This is a genomic window from Streptomyces sp. NPDC037083 (assembly GCF_055606485.1).
In genome coordinates this window covers 94813-114381 of record NZ_JBVJSQ010000002.1, presented here as the reverse complement: position 1 = coordinate 114381, position 19569 = coordinate 94813, and the positions used below count along the sequence as shown (strand labels likewise).

At 71.7% G+C, this 19569-nt stretch carries 15 protein-coding genes; 6 read left to right on the top strand and 9 right to left on the bottom strand.

The window, feature by feature from the left end; genetic code table 11:
* Nucleotides 1-74 precede the first annotated feature (74 nt).
* From ACZ7DE_RS05310 to ACZ7DE_RS05300, 3 genes are all read left to right on the top strand, one after another.
* Nucleotides 75-707: a TetR/AcrR family transcriptional regulator gene (locus ACZ7DE_RS05310; RefSeq protein ID WP_470758215.1), complete on the top strand. Its 633-nt coding sequence runs from the start codon at nt 75-77 to the stop codon at nt 705-707.
* A 182-nt stretch (nt 708-889) separates the two neighbouring features.
* Entirely contained in the window at nt 890-1951 is a 1062-nt protein-coding gene (locus ACZ7DE_RS05305; protein WP_470758213.1) for an endonuclease/exonuclease/phosphatase family protein, read from the top strand.
* Between the two features lie 108 nt (nt 1952-2059).
* Nucleotides 2060-3280: an MFS transporter gene (locus tag ACZ7DE_RS05300; RefSeq protein WP_470758211.1), complete on the top strand. Its 1221-nt coding sequence runs from the start codon at nt 2060-2062 to the stop codon at nt 3278-3280.
* A 231-nt stretch (nt 3281-3511) separates the two neighbouring features.
* Here the strand turns inward: ACZ7DE_RS05300 and ACZ7DE_RS05295 are convergent, their stop codons facing one another.
* From ACZ7DE_RS05295 to ACZ7DE_RS05275, 5 genes are all read right to left on the bottom strand, one after another.
* Nucleotides 3512-5566, bottom strand: coding sequence for an NAD(+) synthase (locus ACZ7DE_RS05295; protein WP_470758209.1), 2055 nt, complete (start codon nt 5564-5566; stop codon nt 3512-3514).
* A 124-nt stretch (nt 5567-5690) separates the two neighbouring features.
* A complete protein-coding gene (locus tag ACZ7DE_RS05290; protein WP_470758207.1) occupies nt 5691-7637 on the bottom strand; it encodes a S53 family peptidase in 1947 nt (648 codons plus the stop codon).
* Between the two features lie 206 nt (nt 7638-7843).
* Nucleotides 7844-8479 carry a DUF305 domain-containing protein gene (locus ACZ7DE_RS05285; protein WP_470758204.1) on the bottom strand — a complete coding sequence of 212 codons (636 nt, stop codon included), beginning with the start codon at nt 8477-8479 and terminating at the stop codon, nt 7844-7846.
* An 11-nt stretch (nt 8480-8490) separates the two neighbouring features.
* The gene (locus ACZ7DE_RS05280; protein ID WP_470758202.1) at nt 8491-9156 is read right to left on the bottom strand and encodes a DUF3105 domain-containing protein; all 666 of its coding nucleotides are present in this window, start codon (nt 9154-9156) and stop codon (nt 8491-8493) included.
* Nucleotides 9157-9262: 106 nt separating this feature from the next.
* The gene (locus ACZ7DE_RS05275; protein WP_470758200.1) at nt 9263-9451 is read right to left on the bottom strand and encodes a hypothetical protein; all 189 of its coding nucleotides are present in this window, start codon (nt 9449-9451) and stop codon (nt 9263-9265) included.
* Between the two features lie 529 nt (nt 9452-9980).
* Between ACZ7DE_RS05275 and glnA the strand changes: the two genes are divergently transcribed.
* Complete coding sequence (gene glnA, locus ACZ7DE_RS05270) at nt 9981-11342, top strand: type I glutamate--ammonia ligase (protein WP_470758198.1); 1362 nt, start codon at nt 9981-9983, stop codon at nt 11340-11342.
* Nucleotides 11343-11448: 106 nt separating this feature from the next.
* Here the strand turns inward: glnA and ACZ7DE_RS05265 are convergent, their stop codons facing one another.
* Entirely contained in the window at nt 11449-11883 is a 435-nt protein-coding gene (locus tag ACZ7DE_RS05265) for a VOC family protein (protein WP_470758196.1), read from the bottom strand.
* Nucleotides 11884-12037: 154 nt separating this feature from the next.
* Between ACZ7DE_RS05265 and ACZ7DE_RS05260 the strand changes: the two genes are divergently transcribed.
* Complete coding sequence (locus ACZ7DE_RS05260) at nt 12038-15034, top strand: bifunctional [glutamine synthetase] adenylyltransferase/[glutamine synthetase]-adenylyl-L-tyrosine phosphorylase (RefSeq protein WP_470758194.1); 2997 nt, start codon at nt 12038-12040, stop codon at nt 15032-15034.
* Nucleotides 15035-15226: 192 nt separating this feature from the next.
* Here ACZ7DE_RS05260 and ACZ7DE_RS05255 read toward each other — a convergent pair whose 3' ends face one another.
* Entirely contained in the window at nt 15227-16291 is a 1065-nt protein-coding gene (locus ACZ7DE_RS05255; RefSeq protein ID WP_470758191.1) for a DMT family transporter, read from the bottom strand.
* Nucleotides 16292-16363: 72 nt separating this feature from the next.
* Between ACZ7DE_RS05255 and ACZ7DE_RS05250 the strand changes: the two genes are divergently transcribed.
* Nucleotides 16364-17293: a LysR family transcriptional regulator gene (locus ACZ7DE_RS05250; protein WP_470758189.1), complete on the top strand. Its 930-nt coding sequence runs from the start codon at nt 16364-16366 to the stop codon at nt 17291-17293.
* 202 nt (nt 17294-17495) lie between these two features.
* On the opposite strand, the gene ACZ7DE_RS05245 is transcribed toward ACZ7DE_RS05250, so the two are convergent.
* Both ACZ7DE_RS05245 and ACZ7DE_RS05240 read right to left on the bottom strand, forming a co-directional pair.
* Entirely contained in the window at nt 17496-18368 is an 873-nt protein-coding gene (locus ACZ7DE_RS05245) for a phosphatase PAP2 family protein (protein ID WP_470758186.1), read from the bottom strand.
* 150 nt (nt 18369-18518) lie between these two features.
* Nucleotides 18519-19553, bottom strand: a complete 1035-nt coding sequence (locus tag ACZ7DE_RS05240; RefSeq protein WP_470758183.1) for a LacI family DNA-binding transcriptional regulator — start codon at nt 19551-19553, stop codon at nt 18519-18521.
* Nucleotides 19554-19569: the final 16 nt, after the last annotated feature.

Below are 19569 nucleotides of genomic sequence, written 5' to 3'. Positions count from 1 at the left end.
GTGGCGGGGCGGCCGGGAGTCGCCGTCCCGTCCGCCCTCTGGGCGATCATTCTCCCAGTGCGACGAAAGGATCAATGGACGTGAGCCCCGCCGACAGCGGAACCGCGGAGCAGCCGGTCCGCGGGCGGCCCCGGAGCGAGGCCGTGGAACGGGCCATCATCGAGGGCGTGATGAAGCTGCTCGAGGACGGCGTCTCGCTCGCCGAGATCTCCATCGAGCGCATCGCCCGCACCGCCGGCGTCGGCAAGGCCGCCATCTACCGCCGCTGGAGCGGCAAGGAGGAACTCTTCGTCGACGTCCTGCGCGCGGCCGAGCCCGAGGACACCGAACTTCCCGGTACCTCCATGCGCGACGACCTGATCATGCTGCTGGAGTCGCTGCGCCGGCGCGGCCTGGTCAACCGTTCCTCGGCGATCCTGCACAACGTGCAGGTCCAGATGAAGAGCAGCCCGAAGATCTGGGCGGCCTACCACAACACGGTCATAGAACCCCGGCGCAGGCTGGGGCTCGAAGTCCTGCGTCGGGGGCAGGAGAACGGCGAACTGCGCGTCGACGTCGACGTCGACCTGGTGCACGACCTGTTCTTCGGGCCGATGCTGGTCCGCGCCGTGCTGCGGCCCGACGACGACCTGGCCGAGGACCTGCCCGAGCGCATCGTCGACACGCTGCTGGAGGGGCTACGCCCCGTCAGCTCACCGGCCGCGTAGCCCGAATGTGCGCGTTTCGTCACAGACCGGCTCAGGGACCCGGGGGCCGGAACCCGTGAGAGCGGCACGTTCGTCCTCTTGCCCGTACGGCCGTCACGAGACGGCGAGAGCAAAGCCGATCATCGCCTAGGGTCGTACCCGGGGGGACGTACGGTGTGCACGGCAGGCAGTGAGGCGACGGTATGGCGCAGCAGGCGTACATGACGGAGACGGACGGCAACGGCGGCTCGGGACACGAGCCTCGGGGAGCCCGGCTTCGGCGCCTGGTCGGACGCCTCCTCGACCGAGTGTCGGCGGGCTGGCGCGGAGATCCGCGGGTCTGGCGGCGCGGTCTGGTCGTCGCCGGCGTCGCGCTGGCGCTCTCCCTGGTGATGCTGCTGCACTCGCGCATCCCCAACCGGTTCGGCAACCTGGGCAGCCTCACGGAGACGTTCCTGCCCTGGATCGGCGTGTTCGTCCCGTTGTTGCTGGTGCTGGCGCTGGTGCGCAGGTCGGCGACCGCGCTGATCGCCGTCGTCCTGCCGGCCGTGGTCTGGCTGAACCTCTTCGGCGGACTGCTCGGCGACAAGACCGGCGGCGGCGGCGACCTCACCGTCGCCACCCACAACGTCAACGCCGACAACCCCGACCCGTCCGGCACCGCCCGTGACGTGGCGGCGTCGGAGGCGGACGTGGTGGCGCTGGAGGAACTGACCACCACGGCGGTGCCGGTGTACGAGAAGGCGCTGGCGGCGACCTACCGGTACCACTCCGTGCAGGGCACGGTCGGCCTGTGGAGCAAGTACCCGCTGAGCGGGGTGAAGCCCGTCGACATCAAGCTGGGCTGGACGCGTGCGATGCGGGCCACCGTCGCGGCGCCGCAGGGCGAGATCGCCGTCTATGTCGCCCATCTGCCCTCGGTGCGGGTGAAGCTGCAGGCCGGGTTCACCGCCCGGCAGCGTGACAAGAGCGCGGACGCGCTGGGCGAGGCGATCGCCGACGAGAGGCTGACCCGGGTGATCCTGCTGGGCGACCTCAACGGCACCATGAACGACCGTTCGCTCAACGCCGTGACCTCCCAGATGCGCTCCACGCAGGGCGCGGCGGGCAGCGGCTTCGGCTTCAGCTGGCCCGCGTCCTTCCCGATGGCGCGGATCGACCAGATCATGGTGAAGGGCGTGGAGCCGGTCACCTCGTGGACGCTGCCGAAGACGGCCAGCGACCATCTGCCGGTCGCGGCGCGTGTGAAGGTCACCACACCGTAACCAGGGCGTCGCCCGCCGGAATACCGGGCCCGGGAGACTTTGTTCCGTACTTGAACATACGAAACGTATGATGAACGGAATCCCCTCTCCCTGAAAGGCAAGTTCCTCATGCCTCTGGCCCTGCTCGCCCTGGCCGTGGGTGCCTTCGGCATCGGCACCACCGAGTTCGTGATGATGGGCCTGCTGCCCGAGGTCGCGGACGACCTGCACATCTCGATCCCGGCGGCCGGACACCTGGTCTCCGCGTACGCGCTGGGCGTCGTCATCGGCGCGCCGCTGCTGGCCGCGGTGACGGCGCGGATGCCCCGCCGTACGGTCCTGATCTCCCTGATGGCCCTGTTCGTCACGGGCAACGCGCTCTCGGCGCTCGCCCCGGACAACGGCTGGCTGCTGGCCGCCCGCTTCCTCAGCGGTCTGCCGCACGGCGCCTTCTTCGGCGTGGGCGCGGTCGTGGCCACCAACCTGGTCGCACCGGAGCGCAAGGCCCGCTCGGTGTCGCTGATGTTCCTCGGCCTCACGGTCGCCAACGTCGCGGGCGTCCCCGTCGCCACCCTCGTCGGCCAGCACCTCGGCTGGCGTGCGACCTTCCTCGGCGTCAGCGCGATCGGCCTCGCGGCGATCGCGTCCCTGGCCCTGCTGATCCCGCGCGACCACGCCCACGCGCCCGCCGTCGGCCTGCGCCGCGAGCTGGCCGCCCTGCGCTCGCTGCCGGTGTGGCTGGCGCTCGGCACCACGGTGGCCGGCTTCGGCGCCCTGTTCTCCGCGTACAGCTACATCACGCCGATGCTGACGGACTCCGCCGGGTACGCCGACTCCAGCGTGACGCTGCTGCTGGCGCTGTTCGGCGTCGGCGCGACCATCGGCAACCTGCTGGGCGGCCGCCTCGCCGACCACGCGATGCGCCCGACCCTGTTCGCCGGTCTGACGTCGCTGGCCCTGGTCCTGGCCCTGTTCCCGCTGCTGATGACGACGGCGTGGGGCGGCGCGCTGGCCGTGGTCCTGCTGGGCGTGGCCGCGTTCGTGACGGGTTCGCCGCTGAACCTGATGGTGATGGAGAAGGCCGCCGCCGGCCCCTCCCTCGCGTCCTCCGCCAACCAGGCGGCCTTCAACCTGGCCAACGCCGGCGGCGCCTGGATCGGCGGCCTGGCCCTCACGGCCGGCTTCGGCGTCACCTCGCCCGCGCTGGCGGGCGCCGTCCTCGCCGTCCTGGGCCTGGTGGTGGCGGGCGCGGCGTACGTCGTCGACGCCCGCCGGGCCCCGCGAACCGTCGGCCGCGCGCGGATCGTCGCGACGGGGGAGCGGCAGCGGGTGGAGACGTTCCAGCACTGAGGCCCGGGCGGGGGCGGCGGGGATTCTTCACCCCGCCGCCCCCGTCTTTTTCCTGTCCGGGAGGATCTGCGGTCTGCGGTCTGCGGTCTGCCGTCCTCGCCGGAGCCCCGCGCCGGGAGCGCGGTCCGCGGTCTGCGGTCCTCGCCGGAGACCTGCGCAGGGGTCCTTGTGGCCGGCCCTACGCCGGGATCCTCGTGCCCGTCGGGTCGTACCCGCCGCAGCGCTGAGCGGTCACTCTCCCGACTCCGGGGTGTCGAAGCGAGCGAGGTCCCGCAGCCAGGCCCGTGCCGTGCTGTCGGACGGTGCGCGCCAGTCGCCGCGCGGGGAGAGCGAACCGCCGGCCGACACCTTCGGCCCGTTCGGCATGGCCGATCGTTTGAACTGCGCGAACGCGAAGAAACGACGGCAGAAGACCTCCAGCCAGCGCCTGATCTCCGCCAGGTCGTACGCCACCCGCTTCGCCTCGGGGAAGCCCGGCGGCCAGGCGCCGGCGTCCGGGTCGTGCCAGGCGTGCCAGGCCAGGAAGGCGATCTTCGACGGCCGGAAGCCGTACCGCAGCACATGGAAGAGCGTGAAGTCGTGCAGCGCGTACGGGCCGATCTTGGACTCGGTGGACTGCATCTCCTCGCCCGGCACGAGCTCCGGGCTGATCTCGGTGTCGAGGATCGCGGCGAGCGTCCTGCCGGTCTCCTCGTCGAACTGACCGCTGCTGATGACCCAGCGGATCAGATGCTGGATCAGCGTCTTCGGCACGCCCGAGTTGACGTTGTAGTGGCTCATCTGGTCGCCCACGCCGTACGTGGACCAGCCGAGCGCCAGTTCCGACAGGTCACCGGTGCCGAGCACGATGCCGCCGCGCTGGTTGGCCAGCCGGAACAGGTAGTCGGTGCGCAGCCCGGCCTGCACGTTCTCGAAGGTGACGTCGTACACCGGCTCGCCGGACGCGAACGGGTGGCCCATCTCCTGCAGCATGAGCCGTGCGGTGGGCGTGATGTCCAGCTCCGCCGCGGTGACGCCGAGCGAGTTCATCAGCTTGTGGGCGTTGTCCTTGGTGTGGTCGCTGGTGGCGAAGCCGGGCAGGGTCCAGGCCAGGATGTCGCTGCGCGGGCGGCCGGCGCGGTCCATCGCGCGGGCCGCGACGATCAGCGCGTGCGTGGAGTCGAGGCCGCCGGACACCCCGATGACCACCTTCGAGCCGCCGATCGCAGCCAACCGCTGCTGGAGGCCCTGGACCTGGATGTTGTACGCCTCGAAGCAGTCCTGGGCGAGGCGGTCGGCGTCGGCCGGCACGAACGGGAAGCGCTCCAGACGACGGCGCAGCCCCAGGTCGGTGAGCGGCGGGGCGAGCTCGAACGCGACCGTCCGGAAGTCGCCGGTCCGCGCGCGGTGGGTGCGGCGGTTGTCGTCGAACGTGCCCATCCGCTGCCGCTCCTGGCGCAGCAGGTCGAGGTCCACGTCGGCGACGGCGTACTCGTCGCCGAGCGGGAACCGCTCGGTCTCCGCCAGCAGGACGCCGTTCTCGTAGACCATGGCCTGACCGTCCCAGGAAAGGTCCGTGGTCGACTCGCCCAGCCCGGCCGCGGCGTAGACGTACGCGGCCAGGCAGCGGGAGGAGGCCGAGCGGCACAGCAGCTTGCGGTCCTCGGCCCGCCCCACCGTGATCGGGCTGCCCGAGAGGTTGACGAGGACGGTCGCACCGGCGAGGGCGGCCTCCGCGCTGGGCGGCACCGGCACCCACATGTCCTCGCAGATCTCGGCGTGCAGCACGAGGCCGGGCACGTCCTCCGCCGCGAACAGCAGATCCACGCCGAACGGAACGGTCTCGCCGCCGACGCGGATCGACCCGCCGCGCTCGTCGGCGCCGTCGCCGATCTGCCGGCGCTCGTAGAACTCCCGGTAGTTCGGGGGGTACGACTTGGGCACGACGCCGAGCACGCGGCCGCGGTGCACGATCACCGCGCAGTTGTAGACCCGGTTGCGGTGGCGCAGCGGGGCGCCGACGACCAGGACCGGCAGCAGCTCCGCCGACCCGGCCACCACCTCTCGCAGCGCCTCCTCGACCTGATCGAGCAGAGCGTCCTGCAGCAGCAGGTCCTCGATCGAGTAGCCGCACAGCACCATCTCCGGGAAGACGGCGACGGCGACACCCTCCTCGGCGCACCGGTGGGCGTGGCGCAGGACCGCTTCGGCGTTGGCGTGCGGGTCCGCGATGACGGTGTGACCCGTACATGCGGCGACGCGTGCGAAACCGTGCTGATAGATCGACCAGAAGTTCAAGGCAGGCACAGGCCCAGTGTAATCGTCAGAGCGACGCGATGGGGGTGCGGGGTGTGGGCCGCGCCACGCACGGCGAAGGGGCGCGGGGTGAAGCCACCCCGCGCCCCCTCAAGATGCCGTTGCCGGCGATGCCTCAGCGGCGCTTGTACGAGTCGACGTAGCCGCTCGCGGGCGTGCCCACGCCGGTGACGTCGTCGTAGCCCTTGACGGCGGACAGCGAGCTGTCCTTGCCGAGGCTGCGGACGGAGGTGGTCAGACCGCCCGAGGCGTCGAAGCCGTTCACGAAGTCGATGCGGGCGACCGCCAGGTCGGCGCCCGTCGGCTTGTCGGTGACGTCGTGGTAGACCTTCGACCCGGCCTTGGCGTAGATCGACGGGTTGGCGAAACCGATCGCCTTGCCGCCGCGCGCCTCCTGGGCCAGGGCCTGGACGGCCGCGATCACCGGAGCGGCGAGCGAGGTGCCGCCGATGCGGTACTCGCTGTACTGCTCCGACCCGTCCGGGAAGGTCTGCGTCTGGCCGACCTTGAAACCGGTGTTCGGGTCGGCGATCGCCGAGATGTCCGGGACGACGCGGTTGCCCGCGGGGTTGTTGGCCTTGGCGAGGGCGTCCGGGACGACGCCCTTCTGGTAGGAGGGCTCGGCGACCGTCTTGCTGGTGCCGCCGCCCGCACCCGAGGTGAACGCGCCCGGGAAGCCGGTCCAGCTCTTGCCGTCCGCGGACAGCGTGGCCTTCTCGGTGCCCCAGCCGGTCTCCCACAGGTACTTGTCGCCCTTGCCGACGGCCAGCGATGTGCCGCCGACCGCCGTCACCCACGCCGAGTTGGCCGGGGTGTCGACCTGCTTCGTGCCGGTGTGGGCGACCTCGTCGCCGTTGTCGCCGGAGGAGAAGTAGAAGCCGATGCCCTCCACCGCGCCGAACTGGAAGACCTGGTCGTAGGCGGCCGCGAGGTCCGGCGTCTGGTTGGCCTCGATGTCGCCCCAGGAGTTGGAGACGATGTCGGCCAGGTGGTTGTCGACGATCTTGCTGAGCGAGTCCAGCAGGTCGTCGTCCATGCAGGACGCGGCGCCCACGTACGTGACGTTCGCGTTCGGCGCGACCGCGTGCACGGCCTCGACGTCGAGAGTCTCCTCGCCGTACCAGCCGGAGGCGTCGCACTCGTCGGCACCGGTGTGCGTGTACTTCTTGGGCAGCGACTGGCTCAGCTGGCCGGTCTTCCAGGCGGCGTCGCCGTGCTTCTTCGCGTAGGTCTGCGCGTCGAAGGCGATGGTCGGCGAGGCGTACGCGTCCGTGATGGCGACGCGGACACCCTTGCCCGTGTAGCTGCCGGCGCCGTAGGCGGCCCGCAGCTGCCTGCCGGTGTAGCCCTCGACGGCGTACGGGATCTTCGCGCCGTACGCGTCGGGCAGCGTGGTCGCGATGTTCGAGCCGTAGTACGAGGAGAACGGCCCGGAGTTCTTGAACACCGTGCCCGGGCCCGGCAGCTGGTCGCTGTGGCTCGCCTTGTGCGGGGCGTTGTCCAGGCCGGTGACGGTCAGGACGGCCCCGTCCAGGCTCGCGGGCGCCGACGCGGTCTTCGACGGCGCGCGGTAGGTCTTGGAGCCCTTGGCGTAGTTGTGCAGCTGCGTGCCGAACGCCTTCTCGGCGGCGGCCACGTCGCCGCTGACCGAGACATAGTGCTCGGTCGTGCCCGTGACCTTCAGACCGGCCGTCGCCAGCCACGACTTGACGGCCGCCACCTGGGCCTTGGTCGCGCCGAAGCGGGCCTGCGCCTGCGGGGCGGAGAGGTACTTGCCGTAGGCGGCGGAGCTCGGGTCGGAGACCGACTTCGCGTACTGCGCCAGGCCGGTCGCGTCGCGTCCGGCGAGGTAGACACGGGCGGAGACCTGGGCGCTGTCCGAGGCCGCGCCCTTGTCCGCCTTGGCCGTCGCCCACACGGGCTTGGTGCCGGCCAGCGTGTCGCGGGCCGGGCTGTCCGCGGCGTGTGCCGCGGGTATGCCGAGCGCCAGCGCGCCGGCGATCATGGGCAGTGTCGCTGCCATGCTCACTCCGGCGCGCAGCGCGGCGCGATTGGATCTCATAGGACCCCCTGTATGTGGTTCGACGCGAGTGGATCACTCGACGTGCGGGCCACTCTTGCGACGAACCCTTCATGCCAGGGGAATGCGAAAACCAAGAAGCACCCAAGGGACCCATTTCTGGGCCGATTTGACGGATACGTCCGCGAAATCTAGGGAAAACCCTACGGGTTGGGCCGAGGGCCGGCCCCGGCCGGTTCACCGCTCGGCTACGGCGTGGCCCCTCGCGCCTTCAACAGGTCCGCCATCAGGCCGATCTCCGACTGCTGGGCCTCCACCATGCCCTGAGCGAGCCGCTTCTCCACGTCCACCGTGCACTTGTCCGCGCACTCCTCGGCCATGTGGACGCCGCCCTTGTGGTGTGCGGTCATGAGCTGCAGGTAGAACACCTCGGCCGCCTTGCCGTTCAGCGTCCCGAGCTTCTTCATCTCGGTGTCGGTGGCCATCCCGGGCATCAGCGCGCCGTCCTCGCCGTCCGCCGTGCCCTCCATGCCCGCCATGCCCTCCATGCCCTGCATGTCGTCCATGCCCGTCCAGCTCATCGGCCCGTCCGACGACACCTTCGGCAGCCCCCACAGATCGAGCCATCCGAGCAGCATGCCGCGTTGGTTGGCCTGCGTCTGGGCGATGTCGTAGGCGAGCCGCCGCACCTCCTCGTCGGTCGTCCGGTCGCGCACGACGTACGACATCTCGACGGCCTGCTGGTGATGCACGGCCATGTCACGGGCGAACCCGGCGTCGGCGGAGTCGGCGGCCGGGGCGCCGGCGCCCGCCCCGCCGTCCTCGGCGACGGAGTACGTGACGGCTCCCGCGGCGACGAGCACCCCGGCCACGGCGACCGCCACTCCCGCGTACCTCACTGCGACAGACCGCCCGTGCACGCCGCGCCCGGCTCGGGCGTCTGCGCGCCCTGCACGAACTTCTCGAGGAACTTGTCCACGTTCGCGTCGGCCGCACTCGTCACCGTGCGCTGGTGGCCCCACGCGGTGAGCATGATCGGGTCGGCCTGGTCGTCGTCCGGGCTCATGAGGGTGTAGGGCGTCTTCTTGACCTTGGCGGCGAGCGCCTCCACATCGGCCTTGCTCGCCTTGCTGTTGTACGTCACCCACACCGCGCCGTGCTCGAGCGAGTGCACCGCGTTCATGTTGTCGAGCGCCTTGGTGTACACGTCGCCGTTGCAGTTCATCCAGACCTGGTTGTGGTCGCCGCCGACGGGAGGCTCGGTCGGGTACTCGACCCTCTTGGTGACGTGCGTGCGCCCCAGCTTCCCCTTCCACGTCCTGACCCCGTCCGCCCCGGAGACGAACTTCCCGGCGGACGAGGACTTCGCGTCGGATGAGCCGTCGTCGTCCTTGGACTGGTTCACCACGAACACCCCGCCCGCGACGAGCGCGGCGACGGCGACGACGCTGCCCGAGATCACGAGGAACCGGTTGCGCCGCTCACGGGCCTGTTCGGCCCGCCGCATCTCGTCTATGCGGGCCTTGCGCGCCGCGCTGCTGGTCTGGTTGGCGGAACCCATGACACCTGTCCTTCTGGGGGAAAGGGGGACGGTCGGGACGCTGCTGACGTACGAGTCAGCTGATCGTAATGGCGGGACGGGGAATGTCGTAGACGCTCACGGGGCCCTACCGTTTCCGGGAGCGGTAGTGCCGCAGCAACGCCGTGATCCGTTCCGGGTCCGCCCGGCCGTTGAGCTCGGCCAGGAGGTCGTCGGGGCACAGCTCGTAGAGATCGCCCCACCATCGCCGGCCTCGGTTGTCCCAGATCCTGTAGCCCCCGGGCACGCCCCGGGCGACGTACCGTCTCCTGCTCACTGCCCCCCCGGGCCTCTCGTCGTCCCACCCCCGGCCGTTCCGGGAGCGCCGGAGCGGCCAGGAGACGGCCCGTTCACTGGGCCCTGCGCGCCCCGGTCAGGTATTCGGGTTCCGGGTCCGGCGGGTGCCTCACCCCTCCAGCCCCCGGACGAGCACGGGCTCTTCCGCGGCCGTCCGCCGATCATAGGTGGGGCGCGGCGGCGAAGGGCGTGCTCGGGCCGGGCGGCCGGTCCGTTCCCGCCCGGCCCGTCGGTCCGGCCCCGCGGCGCAAAGTTGCATACGGGGTACAAATCAAGTGGGCCAGGGGAGACGGAGGGGGTCGGGCATTACGGATGTCGGTGCGAGCAGGCAAGATGGGCTGCAGAGCAGTGCATCTGGCCGACGCGGGGCGTTCAGTCCCGGGTCGCCGACGCGATCATGGTCCGCAACGCGGACGAAACGCTGTTGTGGTGTGATGCTCAGGTGCCCGACCGCCTCTCCGTGGGACGGGAGCCAGGCGGCCTGACCAGCAAGGATGGGGAAGCGGAAGATGGACAAGCAGCAGGAGTTCGTGCTCCGGACGTTGGAGGAGCGCGACATCCGGTTCGTACGGCTGTGGTTCACGGACGTCCTGGGCTTCCTCAAGTCCGTCGCCGTGGCCCCGGCCGAGCTCGAACAGGCGTTTGACGAGGGCATCGGCTTCGACGGCTCCGCCATCGAGGGGTTCGCCCGGGTCTACGAGTCCGACATGATCGCCAAGCCGGATCCGTCCACCTTCCAGGTACTGCCCTGGCGCGCGGAGGCCCCCGGCACCGCCCGCATGTTCTGCGACATCCTCATGCCGGACGGCTCGCCCTCCTTCGCGGACCCCCGCTACGTCCTCAAGCGCGCCCTCGCCCGCGCCTCCGATCTGGGCTTCACCTTCTACACCCACCCGGAGATCGAGTTCTTCCTGCTGAAGGACAAGCCGGTCGACGGCTCCCGCCCGACCCCGGCCGACAACTCCGGCTACTTCGACCACACCCCGCACAACGTCGGCATGGACTTCCGCCGCCAGGCGATCACCATGCTCGAGTCGATGGGCATCTCGGTCGAGTTCTCCCACCACGAGGGCGCCCCCGGGCAGCAGGAGATCGACCTGCGCTACGCCGACGCGCTCTCCACGGCCGACAACATCATGACGTTCCGCCTGGTCATGAAGCAGGTCGCGCTGGAGCAGGGCGTGCAGGCGACCTTCATGCCGAAGCCGTTCAGCGAGCACCCCGGCTCCGGCATGCACACCCACCTCTCCCTCTTCGAGGGCGACCGCAACGCGTTCTACGAGTCGGGCGCCGAGTACCAGCTGTCGAAGGTCGGCCGGTCGTTCATCGCCGGTCTGCTCAAGCACGCCGCCGAGATCGCCGCCGTCACCAACCAGTGGGTCAACTCCTACAAGCGCATCTGGGGCGGCTCCGAGCGCACGGCGGGCGCCGGCGGCGAGGCTCCCTCGTACATCTGCTGGGGCCACAACAACCGCTCCGCCCTCGTCCGCGTGCCGATGTACAAGCCCGGCAAGACCGGCTCCGCGCGCATCGAGGTCCGCTCGCTCGACTCCGGCGCCAACCCCTACCTCGCGTACGCCATGCTGCTGGCCGCCGGCCTCAAGGGCGTCGAAGAGGGCTACGAGCTTCCGCCGGGCGCCGAGGACGACGTCTGGGCGCTGTCGGACGCCGAGCGGCGTGCCATGGGCATCGAGCCGCTGCCGCAGAACCTCGGCGAGGCGCTCACCCTGATGGAACGCAGCGACCTCGTCGCCGAAACGCTCGGCGAGCACGTGTTCGACTTCTTCCTCCGCAACAAGCGCCAGGAGTGGGAGGAATACCGCTCCGAGGTCACGGCCTTCGAACTGCGGAAGAACCTGCCGGTGCTGTAGGGGTCGCGCCGAGCCTGGCGTCGTCCTGGCGTAGGGCTGTGGTGTGGGGTGCGGGCTGTGGCGTGAGTGTCGCCGCAGCCCGCAGCCCTTTTCGCGTGTCGCGTGGTTACCGGCCGGCCAGTTGTGCCATGACCTGGTGGAGGGGTTCCGTCTCGCGGCGGCGGTACTCCTGGATTGCCCAGCCGTTGCCGTCGGGGTCCTTGAAGTACATGAAGGTCGCTCCGTCCTGCGGGGCGAACTGCTGGGGTTCGCTGACCTCCAGGCCCCGGGCGGTCAGTTCCTCGTACGCCGCCTTCGCGTCCGTCACACAGAGCTGCATGCCGTGGTACGTGCCCGGCTGCGGGGTCCCCGTCGGGACCTGCAGGCCGTCCACCAGGGCGATCGAACAGCCCGAGCCGGGCGGGGTGAGCTGCACGATCCGTACGCCCTCCATCACCTCGCCGTCGAGATCGACGTGGAAACCCACCTTGTCGCGGTAGAACTCCTTGGCCCGGTCCACGTCCGACACCGGCAGAAGGATCACTTCGAGGGTCATGTCCATACGTGACTCCCTTGTCGTTCCCTGGGTTCGGCGCCCCGCGGAAGGTGCACGGCACGCCCTTCCACACAGAACCGGAATCCGGCCCGGAGCGCCAGCGAGACGTGCGGGTTAGGCTCGACTGCGGACGAGCTTGATCGCATGAGGAGGCCTGGGGATGATGGCGCCGGGGCGCAGGAGCAGCACCTTCACACGGCTGCTGCGGCACGGCTTCACCGACCCCTCCGCCGCCGAGCGGCTCCTGGACGGGCCGGAACTGTCCCCGGTGCGGGACGACCCCTTTCTGCTGGAGGCCCTCGCGGCCACCGCCGACCCCGACCTCGCCCTGGACGGACTCGTCCGGCTGCTGGAGGCCCAGGGCGGCCCCACCCCCCGGCGGGAACTGCTCGACACGCTGATCGCGGCCAAGCCGCTGCGGGACCGGCTGTTGGGGGTGCTGGGGGCGTCCGCCGCGCTCGCCGACCACCTCGCCCGGCACCCGCGGGACTGGGAGGCGCTGGTCACGTACGAGCCCCGGGACCTGCATCCCGGCGTCGAGGAGTTCGAGCGGGGGCTGGCCGACGCCACGGACCCCGTGCTGCTGCGGGTCGCCTACCGGCGCTGTCTGCTGTCCATCGCGGCACGGGACGTGTGCGGGACGACCGACGTCGCCGAGACCGCGGCCGAACTCGCCGACCTCGCCACGGCGACGCTGCGGTCCGCCCTGCGGCTGGCGCGGGCCGCCGCGCCCGACGACGCCGCGCTGTGCCGGCTCGCCGTCGTCGCCATGGGCAAGTGCGGCGGCCACGAGCTGAACTACGTCTCGGACGTCGACGTCATCTTCGTCGGCGAGGCCGCCGACGGGGCCGACGAGGGCAAGGCGCTGCGGGCCGCCACCAAGCTCGCCTCGCACATGATGCGGATCTGTTCCGAGTCCACCGTCGAAGGATCCATCTGGCCCGTCGACGCCAATCTGCGGCCCGAGGGCCGCAACGGGCCGCTCGTGCGGACGCTCAGCAGCCACCTCGCCTACTACCAGCGGTGGGCCAAGACCTGGGAGTTCCAGGCCCTGTTGAAGGCACGGCCGGTCGCCGGCGATCTGGAGCTGGGCGCCGAGTACGTCGCGGCCGTCGAGCCCCTGGTGTGGAAGGCCGCCGAGCGGGAGAACTTCGTCGTCGACGTGCAGAAGATGCGGCGGCGGGTCGTCGAGAACATCCCGGTCGCCGAGGTCGAGCGCGAGCTGAAGCTCGGCCCGGGCGGCCTCAGGGACGTCGAGTTCGCCGTGCAGCTGCTTCAGCTGGTGCACGGGCGGGCCGACGGATCGCTGCGCAGCGGCACCACGCTCGACGCGCTGCGGGCGCTCGCCGCGGGCGGCTACGTCGGGCGGGCCGACGCGACGCAGCTCGACGCCGCGTACCGGTTTCTGCGGTCCATGGAGCACCGGATCCAGCTCTACCGGCTGCGGCGCACCCACCTGGTCCCGGAGAGCGAGGCCGACCTGCGCCGGCTCGGCCGCTCCCTCGGGCTGCGCACCGACCCGGTCGTCGAGCTGGGGCGCGAGTGGAAGCGGCACGCGGCTGTGGTGCGCCGGCTGCACGAGAAGCTGTTCTACCGGCCGCTGCTCGACGCGGTCGCTCAACTCGCCCCGGGCGAGACCCGGTTGAGCGCGAAGGCGGCCCGGGAGCGGCTGGTCGCGCTCGGCTACGCCGATCCGGCCTCCGCGATGCGGCACCTGGAGGCGCTGGCCTCCGGCGTCACGCGCAAGGCCGCCATCCAACGCACACTGCTGCCCGTTCTGCTGGGCTGGTTCGCGGACTCCGCCGACCCGGACGCGGGGCTGCTCAACTTCCGCAAGGTGTCGGACGCGCTCGGCAAGACCCCCTGGTACCTACGGCTGTTGAGGGACGAGGGAGCCGCCGCGGAGAACCTCGCGCGGGTGTTGTCCGCCGGGCGGCTCGCCCCCGACCTGCTGATGCGCGCTCCGGAGGCGGTGGCGCTGCTCGGCGACGGGGACGGCGGGGGGCTCGCGCCGCGCGGGCGGGGGGCCCTGGAGCAGGAGATATTCGCCGCGGTGGGGCGGGCCGGCGGGGCGGTGCAGGCGGTCACCGCGGCGCGCGGGGTGCGTCGGCGTGAGCTGTTCCGCACGGCCGCCGTGGACATCGTCGGCTCGTACGGCACCGAGGGGCAGACCGCAGAGGGCGATCAGGGCGCCCTGGTGGACCTCGTGGGCGCGGCCGTGTCGGACCTCACGGCCGCCACCCTGGCGGGCACGCTGCGGGCGGTCGTGCGCGAGGGCTGGGGAGACGACCTTCCGACGTCCTTCGCCGTCATCGGCATGGGACGCTTCGGGGGCCACGAACTGGGCTACGGGTCCGACGCCGACGTCCTGTTCGTGCACGAGCCCCGGGACGGCGTCGACGAACGGGAGGCCGCCGACGCCGCCAACAAGGTGGTCTCCGAGGTGCGGCGGCTGCTGCAGATCCCCAGTGCCGATCCGCCCCTGCTCGTCGACGCGGACCTGCGTCCGGAGGGGAAGTCCGGGCCGCTCGTACGGACGTTGAAGTCGTACGAGGCGTACTACCGGCGGTGGTCACTGGTCTGGGAGGCGCAGGCGCTGCTGCGGGCCGAACCCGTGGCGGGGGACGAGGAGTTGGGGCGGCGGTTCATCGCGCTCGTGGATCCCCTGCGGTATCCCGCGGGCGGGCTCTCCGAGGAGGCCGTGCGCGAGATCCGGCGGCTGAAGGCCCGCATGGAGTCCGAGCGGATGCCCCGGGGGGCCGACCCGAAGCTGCACACCAAGCTCGGGCCGGGCGGGTTGTCCGACGTCGAGTGGACCGTGCAGTTGCTGCAGATGCGGCACGGGGCGGTGACCGCGGGGCTGCGGACCACCCGCACCAGGGAGGCGCTTGCCGCCGCTCGCGCGGCCGGGCTCATCGGGGAGGAGGACGCGGGGACGCTGGACGAGGCGTGGGTGCTGGCCACGCGGGTGCGCAACGCGGTGATGCTGGTGCGGGGGCGGGCCGGGGACACGTTTCCGTCGGACGCCCGCGAACTGGTCGCCGTGGGGCGGTACTTGGGGTACGGGCCGGGGCGGGTGGGGGACATGCTCGACGACTACCGGCGAACTGCTCGGCGGGCTCGGGGGGTTGTGGACGAGCTGTTCTACGGGGGGTAGGGGAGAGGGGCGCAGGGGGGTAGGAGGGCAGGGGGCAAGGGGCAAGGGGCAAGGGGCAGGGGGTTCGGCGCGGTTCGTGCGGGTCCGTGGGGGCGGGGTGCGTTCGTGGGTCGGGGTCGTGGCGGTGCGTCCAGCCCGTCGCGTGTCGGGCGTACTGCTGTCCGCCTGGTTGGTGCCGTCGGCAGTGACGAGCTAAGCGACGGGCTGTGACGCACCGCCACGACCCGCTCCCGCCGTCCTGCGGCCAACCGCCGCCCCGGGATTCGCCGTCGGTGTGCGGGTGAGGGTGTCCGCCTTCGTGGGGTTGGGCGTCGGTGTGCGGGTGGGGGTGTCCGCCTTCGTGGGGTTGGGCGTCGGTGTGCGGGTGGGGGTGGCCGTCGTCGTGGTGGGCGCCGGGGGTTTGCGGGTGCGGGTCAGTGCCACGCCCAGGAGTACCACCGCCATGCCCGTCAGGACGCGGGGGCCCGTGCTCTCGTGCAGGATCGTGGCGCCCAGGGCCACGGAGACCACCGGGAGCAGGTAGCCGACCGTTGCCGCCGCCGTGGGGCCCTCGTCCGCGATCAGGCGGTAGTTGAGGTAGAAGGTCACGCCCGTGCCCAGGACGCCCAGGGCGGTGACGGCCAGGAGGGCGGTCGCGTCCGGGTGCAGGGGGCCGGCGGCGGGGAGGGCCAGGGTGCTCCAGGCAGTCGCCGTGATGAGCTGGGCCGCCGACATGGCCAGGGGGGTGTCGCGGGTCGTGAGGTGGCGGGCCATGTAGGCGAAGGCCACCGCATAGCTGGCCGCCGCTCCCAGCAGGGCCAGGGCGGGCCAGGTCAGGAGGCCCTCGTGGCGCCACGGCGCGAAGATCAGCACGGTGCCGGCGAAGCCCAGGAACAGGCCTGTCAGGCGGACGGGGTGCGTGGTTCGTTCCGTGCCGAGGACCATGCCGATGAGCAGGGACCACAGCGGGGTCGTGGCGTTCAGGACGCCTGCCAGGCCCGAGTCGAGGTGCTGCTCGCCCAGGGCGAAGAGGGCGAAGGGAAGGGCGTTGCAGAAGAGGGCGGCCACGACGAGTCGCCGCCAGACGGCCCATGAGCGCGGGAGGCGTTGGCCTGCCCGGCGGGCCAGGAGGAGGAGCACGGCGGCGCCCAGGGCGCAGCGGGCGATGGTGATCTGGGCGGGGGTCAGTCCGTGGGTGAGGGCCAGCTTGATCCACAGGAAGCCCGAGCCCCAGAAGAGGGCCAGTACAGCCATGCGGAGAGTGGAGGAGAGGGGCATGCCGACAACGGTGGCCTCATTGTCTTGTGAGGACAAGTGAAATGTTCTGGATGATTCGTTAAGCTGTGCTGCATGCTTGATGTGCGCCGGATGCAGGTGTTGCGGGCGGTCGTGGGCAGCGGGTCGGTGACGGGGGCCGCGGCCGTGCTGGGGTACACGCCGTCCGCCGTCAGTCAGCAGATCGCCGCCCTGGAGAAGGAGGCGGGGGCCGCGCTGCTGGAGCGGGTGGGGCGCGGGGTCCGGCCCACCGCGGCCGGGCTGCTGCTCACCGAGCACGCGGACGCGATCGGCCGGCAGGTCGCCGAGGCCGAGGCCGCGCTCGCCGATCTGCTGGCCGGGCGCAGCGGGCGGCTGGCGGTGCGGTACTTCGCCACCGCGGGGGCGGGGCTGGTCGCCCCGGCGGTGGCCCGGCTGCGGGAGCTGCACCCCGGCGTGCAGCTCGATCTGCGGCTGGCGGTCGATCCCGAGGACTCGTTCGCCGAGGTGAAGGAGGGCCGCGCCGATCTGGCGCTGGTGGTGCGGGGGCAGGGCGCGAACGGCGTACGGCTGGTGCATCTGCTCGACGATCCCTACCTCGCCGTCCTGCCTCGCGGGCACCGGCTCGCCGGGCGGCGCAGTGTGCGGCTGGCCGAGCTGGCGGAGGAGCCGTTCGTGGGCAGCGAGTGGCCGGGCCCCTGTCTCGACGCGCAGCTCGACGCGTGTGCGGCCGTCGGTTTCCGGCCGCGGTTCGTCGTCGAGAGCGAGGACTACGTCACCGCCCAGGGCTTCGTCGCCGCCGGGCTGGGGGTGAGTCTGGTGCCGCGGCTGGGGCTGGGCAGCCGGCATCCGGGGGTCGTCGTGCGGGAGGTGCGCGATCCGGTGCCGGTACGCGCCATCCACGCGGTCGTCCGGGAGACGGCGCCCGCGCAGCCCGCGCTGGACACGTTCGTCGAGGCGCTCAGGGCGGCCGCGTACCCCGGCCCCGTCGGCCGCCCGCCCGCACGACCCTCACGCGGTACCTGAAGGTGACGCCGGTGCGCCTGACGGCGACCGGGCGGACGCGGGGTGCGGCGGGGGGCGGGTGGGCGGGCGGTTGCCGGGTGGGCGCGAGGCGGAGCGGGTGGCGGCCGGGCGTGGGGTGCGCCGGTGGGGTGAGGGGCTGGTCGCCGGGCTGACGCGGGGTGTGCCGGGGGGATGCCCGGGGTGCCGGGCGGGGGGCTCGGCGTCAGGGTTTGGGGGAGAGGCGGGGGCCGCCGTCCGGACCGGCCGGGCTCCTCGTCGGCACGTCTCTCGGCAGGGCGTACGGCTGGGCTCCGTACCAGATGCGGGCCACGGCGAAACCGAAGGCCAGGCACAGGAGGCCGCCCACCGCGTCCAGCCAGAAGTGGTTGGCCGTGGCGACGATGACCACCAGGGTCGCCACCGGGTAGAGCAGGCCGAGGATGCGCGTCCAGGGGAGCCTGGCCAGGGCGAACACGGTCAGGCCGCACCACACGGACCAGCCGATGTGCATGGACGGCATCGCCGCGTACTGGTTCGACATGTGCTTGAGGTCGCCGGACGCCATCGAGCCCCATGTCTGGTGGACCGCCACCGTGTCGACGAAGCCGCCGCCCGGCATCAGGCGCGGGGGAGCGAGCGGATACAGGTAGTAGCCGACGAGCGCGACGGCCGTGGTGGCGAAGAGCACCAGGCGGGTGGCCGCGTAACGGCCCGGATGGCTGCGGTAGAGCCAGACCAGAACGGTCAGGGTGATGACGAAGTGCAAGGTCGCGTAGTAGTAGTTCATGCCCACGATGAGCCAACCCACCGAGTTGACCGCGTGGTTGACCGCCCCCTCCATCGCGATGCCGAGGACGTGCTCCGCCTGCCAGATCCAGTCCGTGTTGCGCAGTGCCTCCGCGCGCTGCTCGGGCACCGCGTTGCGCACCAGTGAGTACGTCCAGTAGCTCACCGCGACGAGGAGGATCTCGAACCAGAGGCGGGGTCGGCGGGGGGTGCGCAGCCGGTCGATGCGGCGCTGCCGGGGCGAGGCCGTGACGGGGTGCGGAAGGGCCTGTTCGCGGCCTTCCAGTGGCGTCACCGTCGATTCACCCATGGGTACAAAGTCTGCCAGAAAAGACCTCTTGCCCCGATGATCCTCCGGTCGGGTTGGGCTCGCACTTTCTACGGCGGACGGACCCCTCCGTCTCCTGTCGGCGGACGGGGAGAGGGCCCGCTCGTCTCCGCCCCGCGGAGGACGACGTCCCTACGGGCGGACGCGGTCCCCGGGCGCCGAGGCGGTCGAGCCGCGCACCACCAGCTCCGGCATGAACACGAACTCGCTGTGGGGCGCCGGAGTCCCGCCGATCTCCTCCAGGAGCGTGCGCACGGCTGCCTGGCCCATCGCGGGGACCGGCTTGCGGACGGTCGTCAGCGGCGGGTCGGTGAAGGCGATCAGCGGGGAGTCGTCGAAGCCGACCACCGAGACGTCCCGGGGGACCGCCAGACCGCGCTGGCGGGCAGCCCGTATCGCGCCCAGCGCCATCATGTCGCTGGCGCAGACGATCGCCGTGCAGCCCCGGTCGATCAGGGCCGTGGTCGCCGCCTGACCGCCCTCCAGGGTGTAGAGGGAGTGCTGGACCAGTTCGGTCTCGATGGTCTGCGGGCTCAGGCCCAGCTGGTCCTGCATCGCCCGTACGAACCCCTCGATCTTGCGCTGGACCGGCACGAAGCGCTTGGGCCCGAGCGCCAGCCCCACCCGGGTGTGGCCGAGGGAGACGAGGTGGGTGACCGCCAGGATCATCGCCGCCCGGTCGTCGGGGGAGATGAAGGGCGCCTGCACCTTCGGCGAGAAACCGTCCACGAGGACGTAGGGGACGCCCTGGGCGCGCAGCTGCTCGTAGCGCTGCATGTCGGCCGTGGTGTCCGCGTGCAGGCCGGAGACGTAGATGATGCCGGCGACGCCTCGGTCGACCAGCATCTCGGTGAGCTCGTCCTCCGTGGAGCCGCCCGGGGTCTGGGTGGCGAGGACGGGCGTGTAGCCCTGGCGGGTCAGCGCCTGGCCGATGACCTGGGCCAGGGCCGGGAATATGGGGTTCTCCAGCTCCGGGGTGATCAGTCCGACCAGGCCCGCGCTGCGCTGGCGCAACCGGACGGGGCGCTCGTAGCCCAGGACGTCCAGAGCCGCGAGCACGGACTGACGGGTGGTGGCGGCGACGCCAGGCTTGCCGTTGAGGACGCGGCTGACGGTCGCTTCGCTCACCCCCGCCTGCGCAGCGATGTCGGCAAGCCGTGTGGTCACAGGGGTGGACTGTACC

Excerpts from the sequence above, each read along its gene's own strand:
- ACZ7DE_RS05310 (WP_470758215.1), top strand. The coding sequence starts at position 75 with ATGGACGTGAGCCCCGCCGACAGCGGAACCGCGGAGCAGCCGGTCCGC.
- ACZ7DE_RS05305 (WP_470758213.1), top strand. The coding sequence starts at position 890 with ATGGCGCAGCAGGCGTACATGACGGAGACGGACGGCAACGGCGGCTCG.
- ACZ7DE_RS05300 (WP_470758211.1), top strand. The coding sequence starts at position 2,060 with ATGCCTCTGGCCCTGCTCGCCCTGGCCGTGGGTGCCTTCGGCATCGGC.
- ACZ7DE_RS05290 (WP_470758207.1), bottom strand. The coding sequence starts at position 7,637 with ATGAGATCCAATCGCGCCGCGCTGCGCGCCGGAGTGAGCATGGCAGCG.
- ACZ7DE_RS05280 (WP_470758202.1), bottom strand. The coding sequence starts at position 9,156 with ATGGGTTCCGCCAACCAGACCAGCAGCGCGGCGCGCAAGGCCCGCATA.
- glnA (WP_470758198.1), top strand. The coding sequence starts at position 9,981 with ATGGACAAGCAGCAGGAGTTCGTGCTCCGGACGTTGGAGGAGCGCGAC.
- ACZ7DE_RS05265 (WP_470758196.1), bottom strand. The coding sequence starts at position 11,883 with ATGGACATGACCCTCGAAGTGATCCTTCTGCCGGTGTCGGACGTGGAC.
- ACZ7DE_RS05260 (WP_470758194.1), top strand. The coding sequence starts at position 12,038 with ATGATGGCGCCGGGGCGCAGGAGCAGCACCTTCACACGGCTGCTGCGG.
- ACZ7DE_RS05255 (WP_470758191.1), bottom strand. The coding sequence starts at position 16,291 with ATGCCCCTCTCCTCCACTCTCCGCATGGCTGTACTGGCCCTCTTCTGG.
- ACZ7DE_RS05250 (WP_470758189.1), top strand. The coding sequence starts at position 16,364 with ATGCTTGATGTGCGCCGGATGCAGGTGTTGCGGGCGGTCGTGGGCAGC.
- ACZ7DE_RS05245 (WP_470758186.1), bottom strand. The coding sequence starts at position 18,368 with ATGGGTGAATCGACGGTGACGCCACTGGAAGGCCGCGAACAGGCCCTT.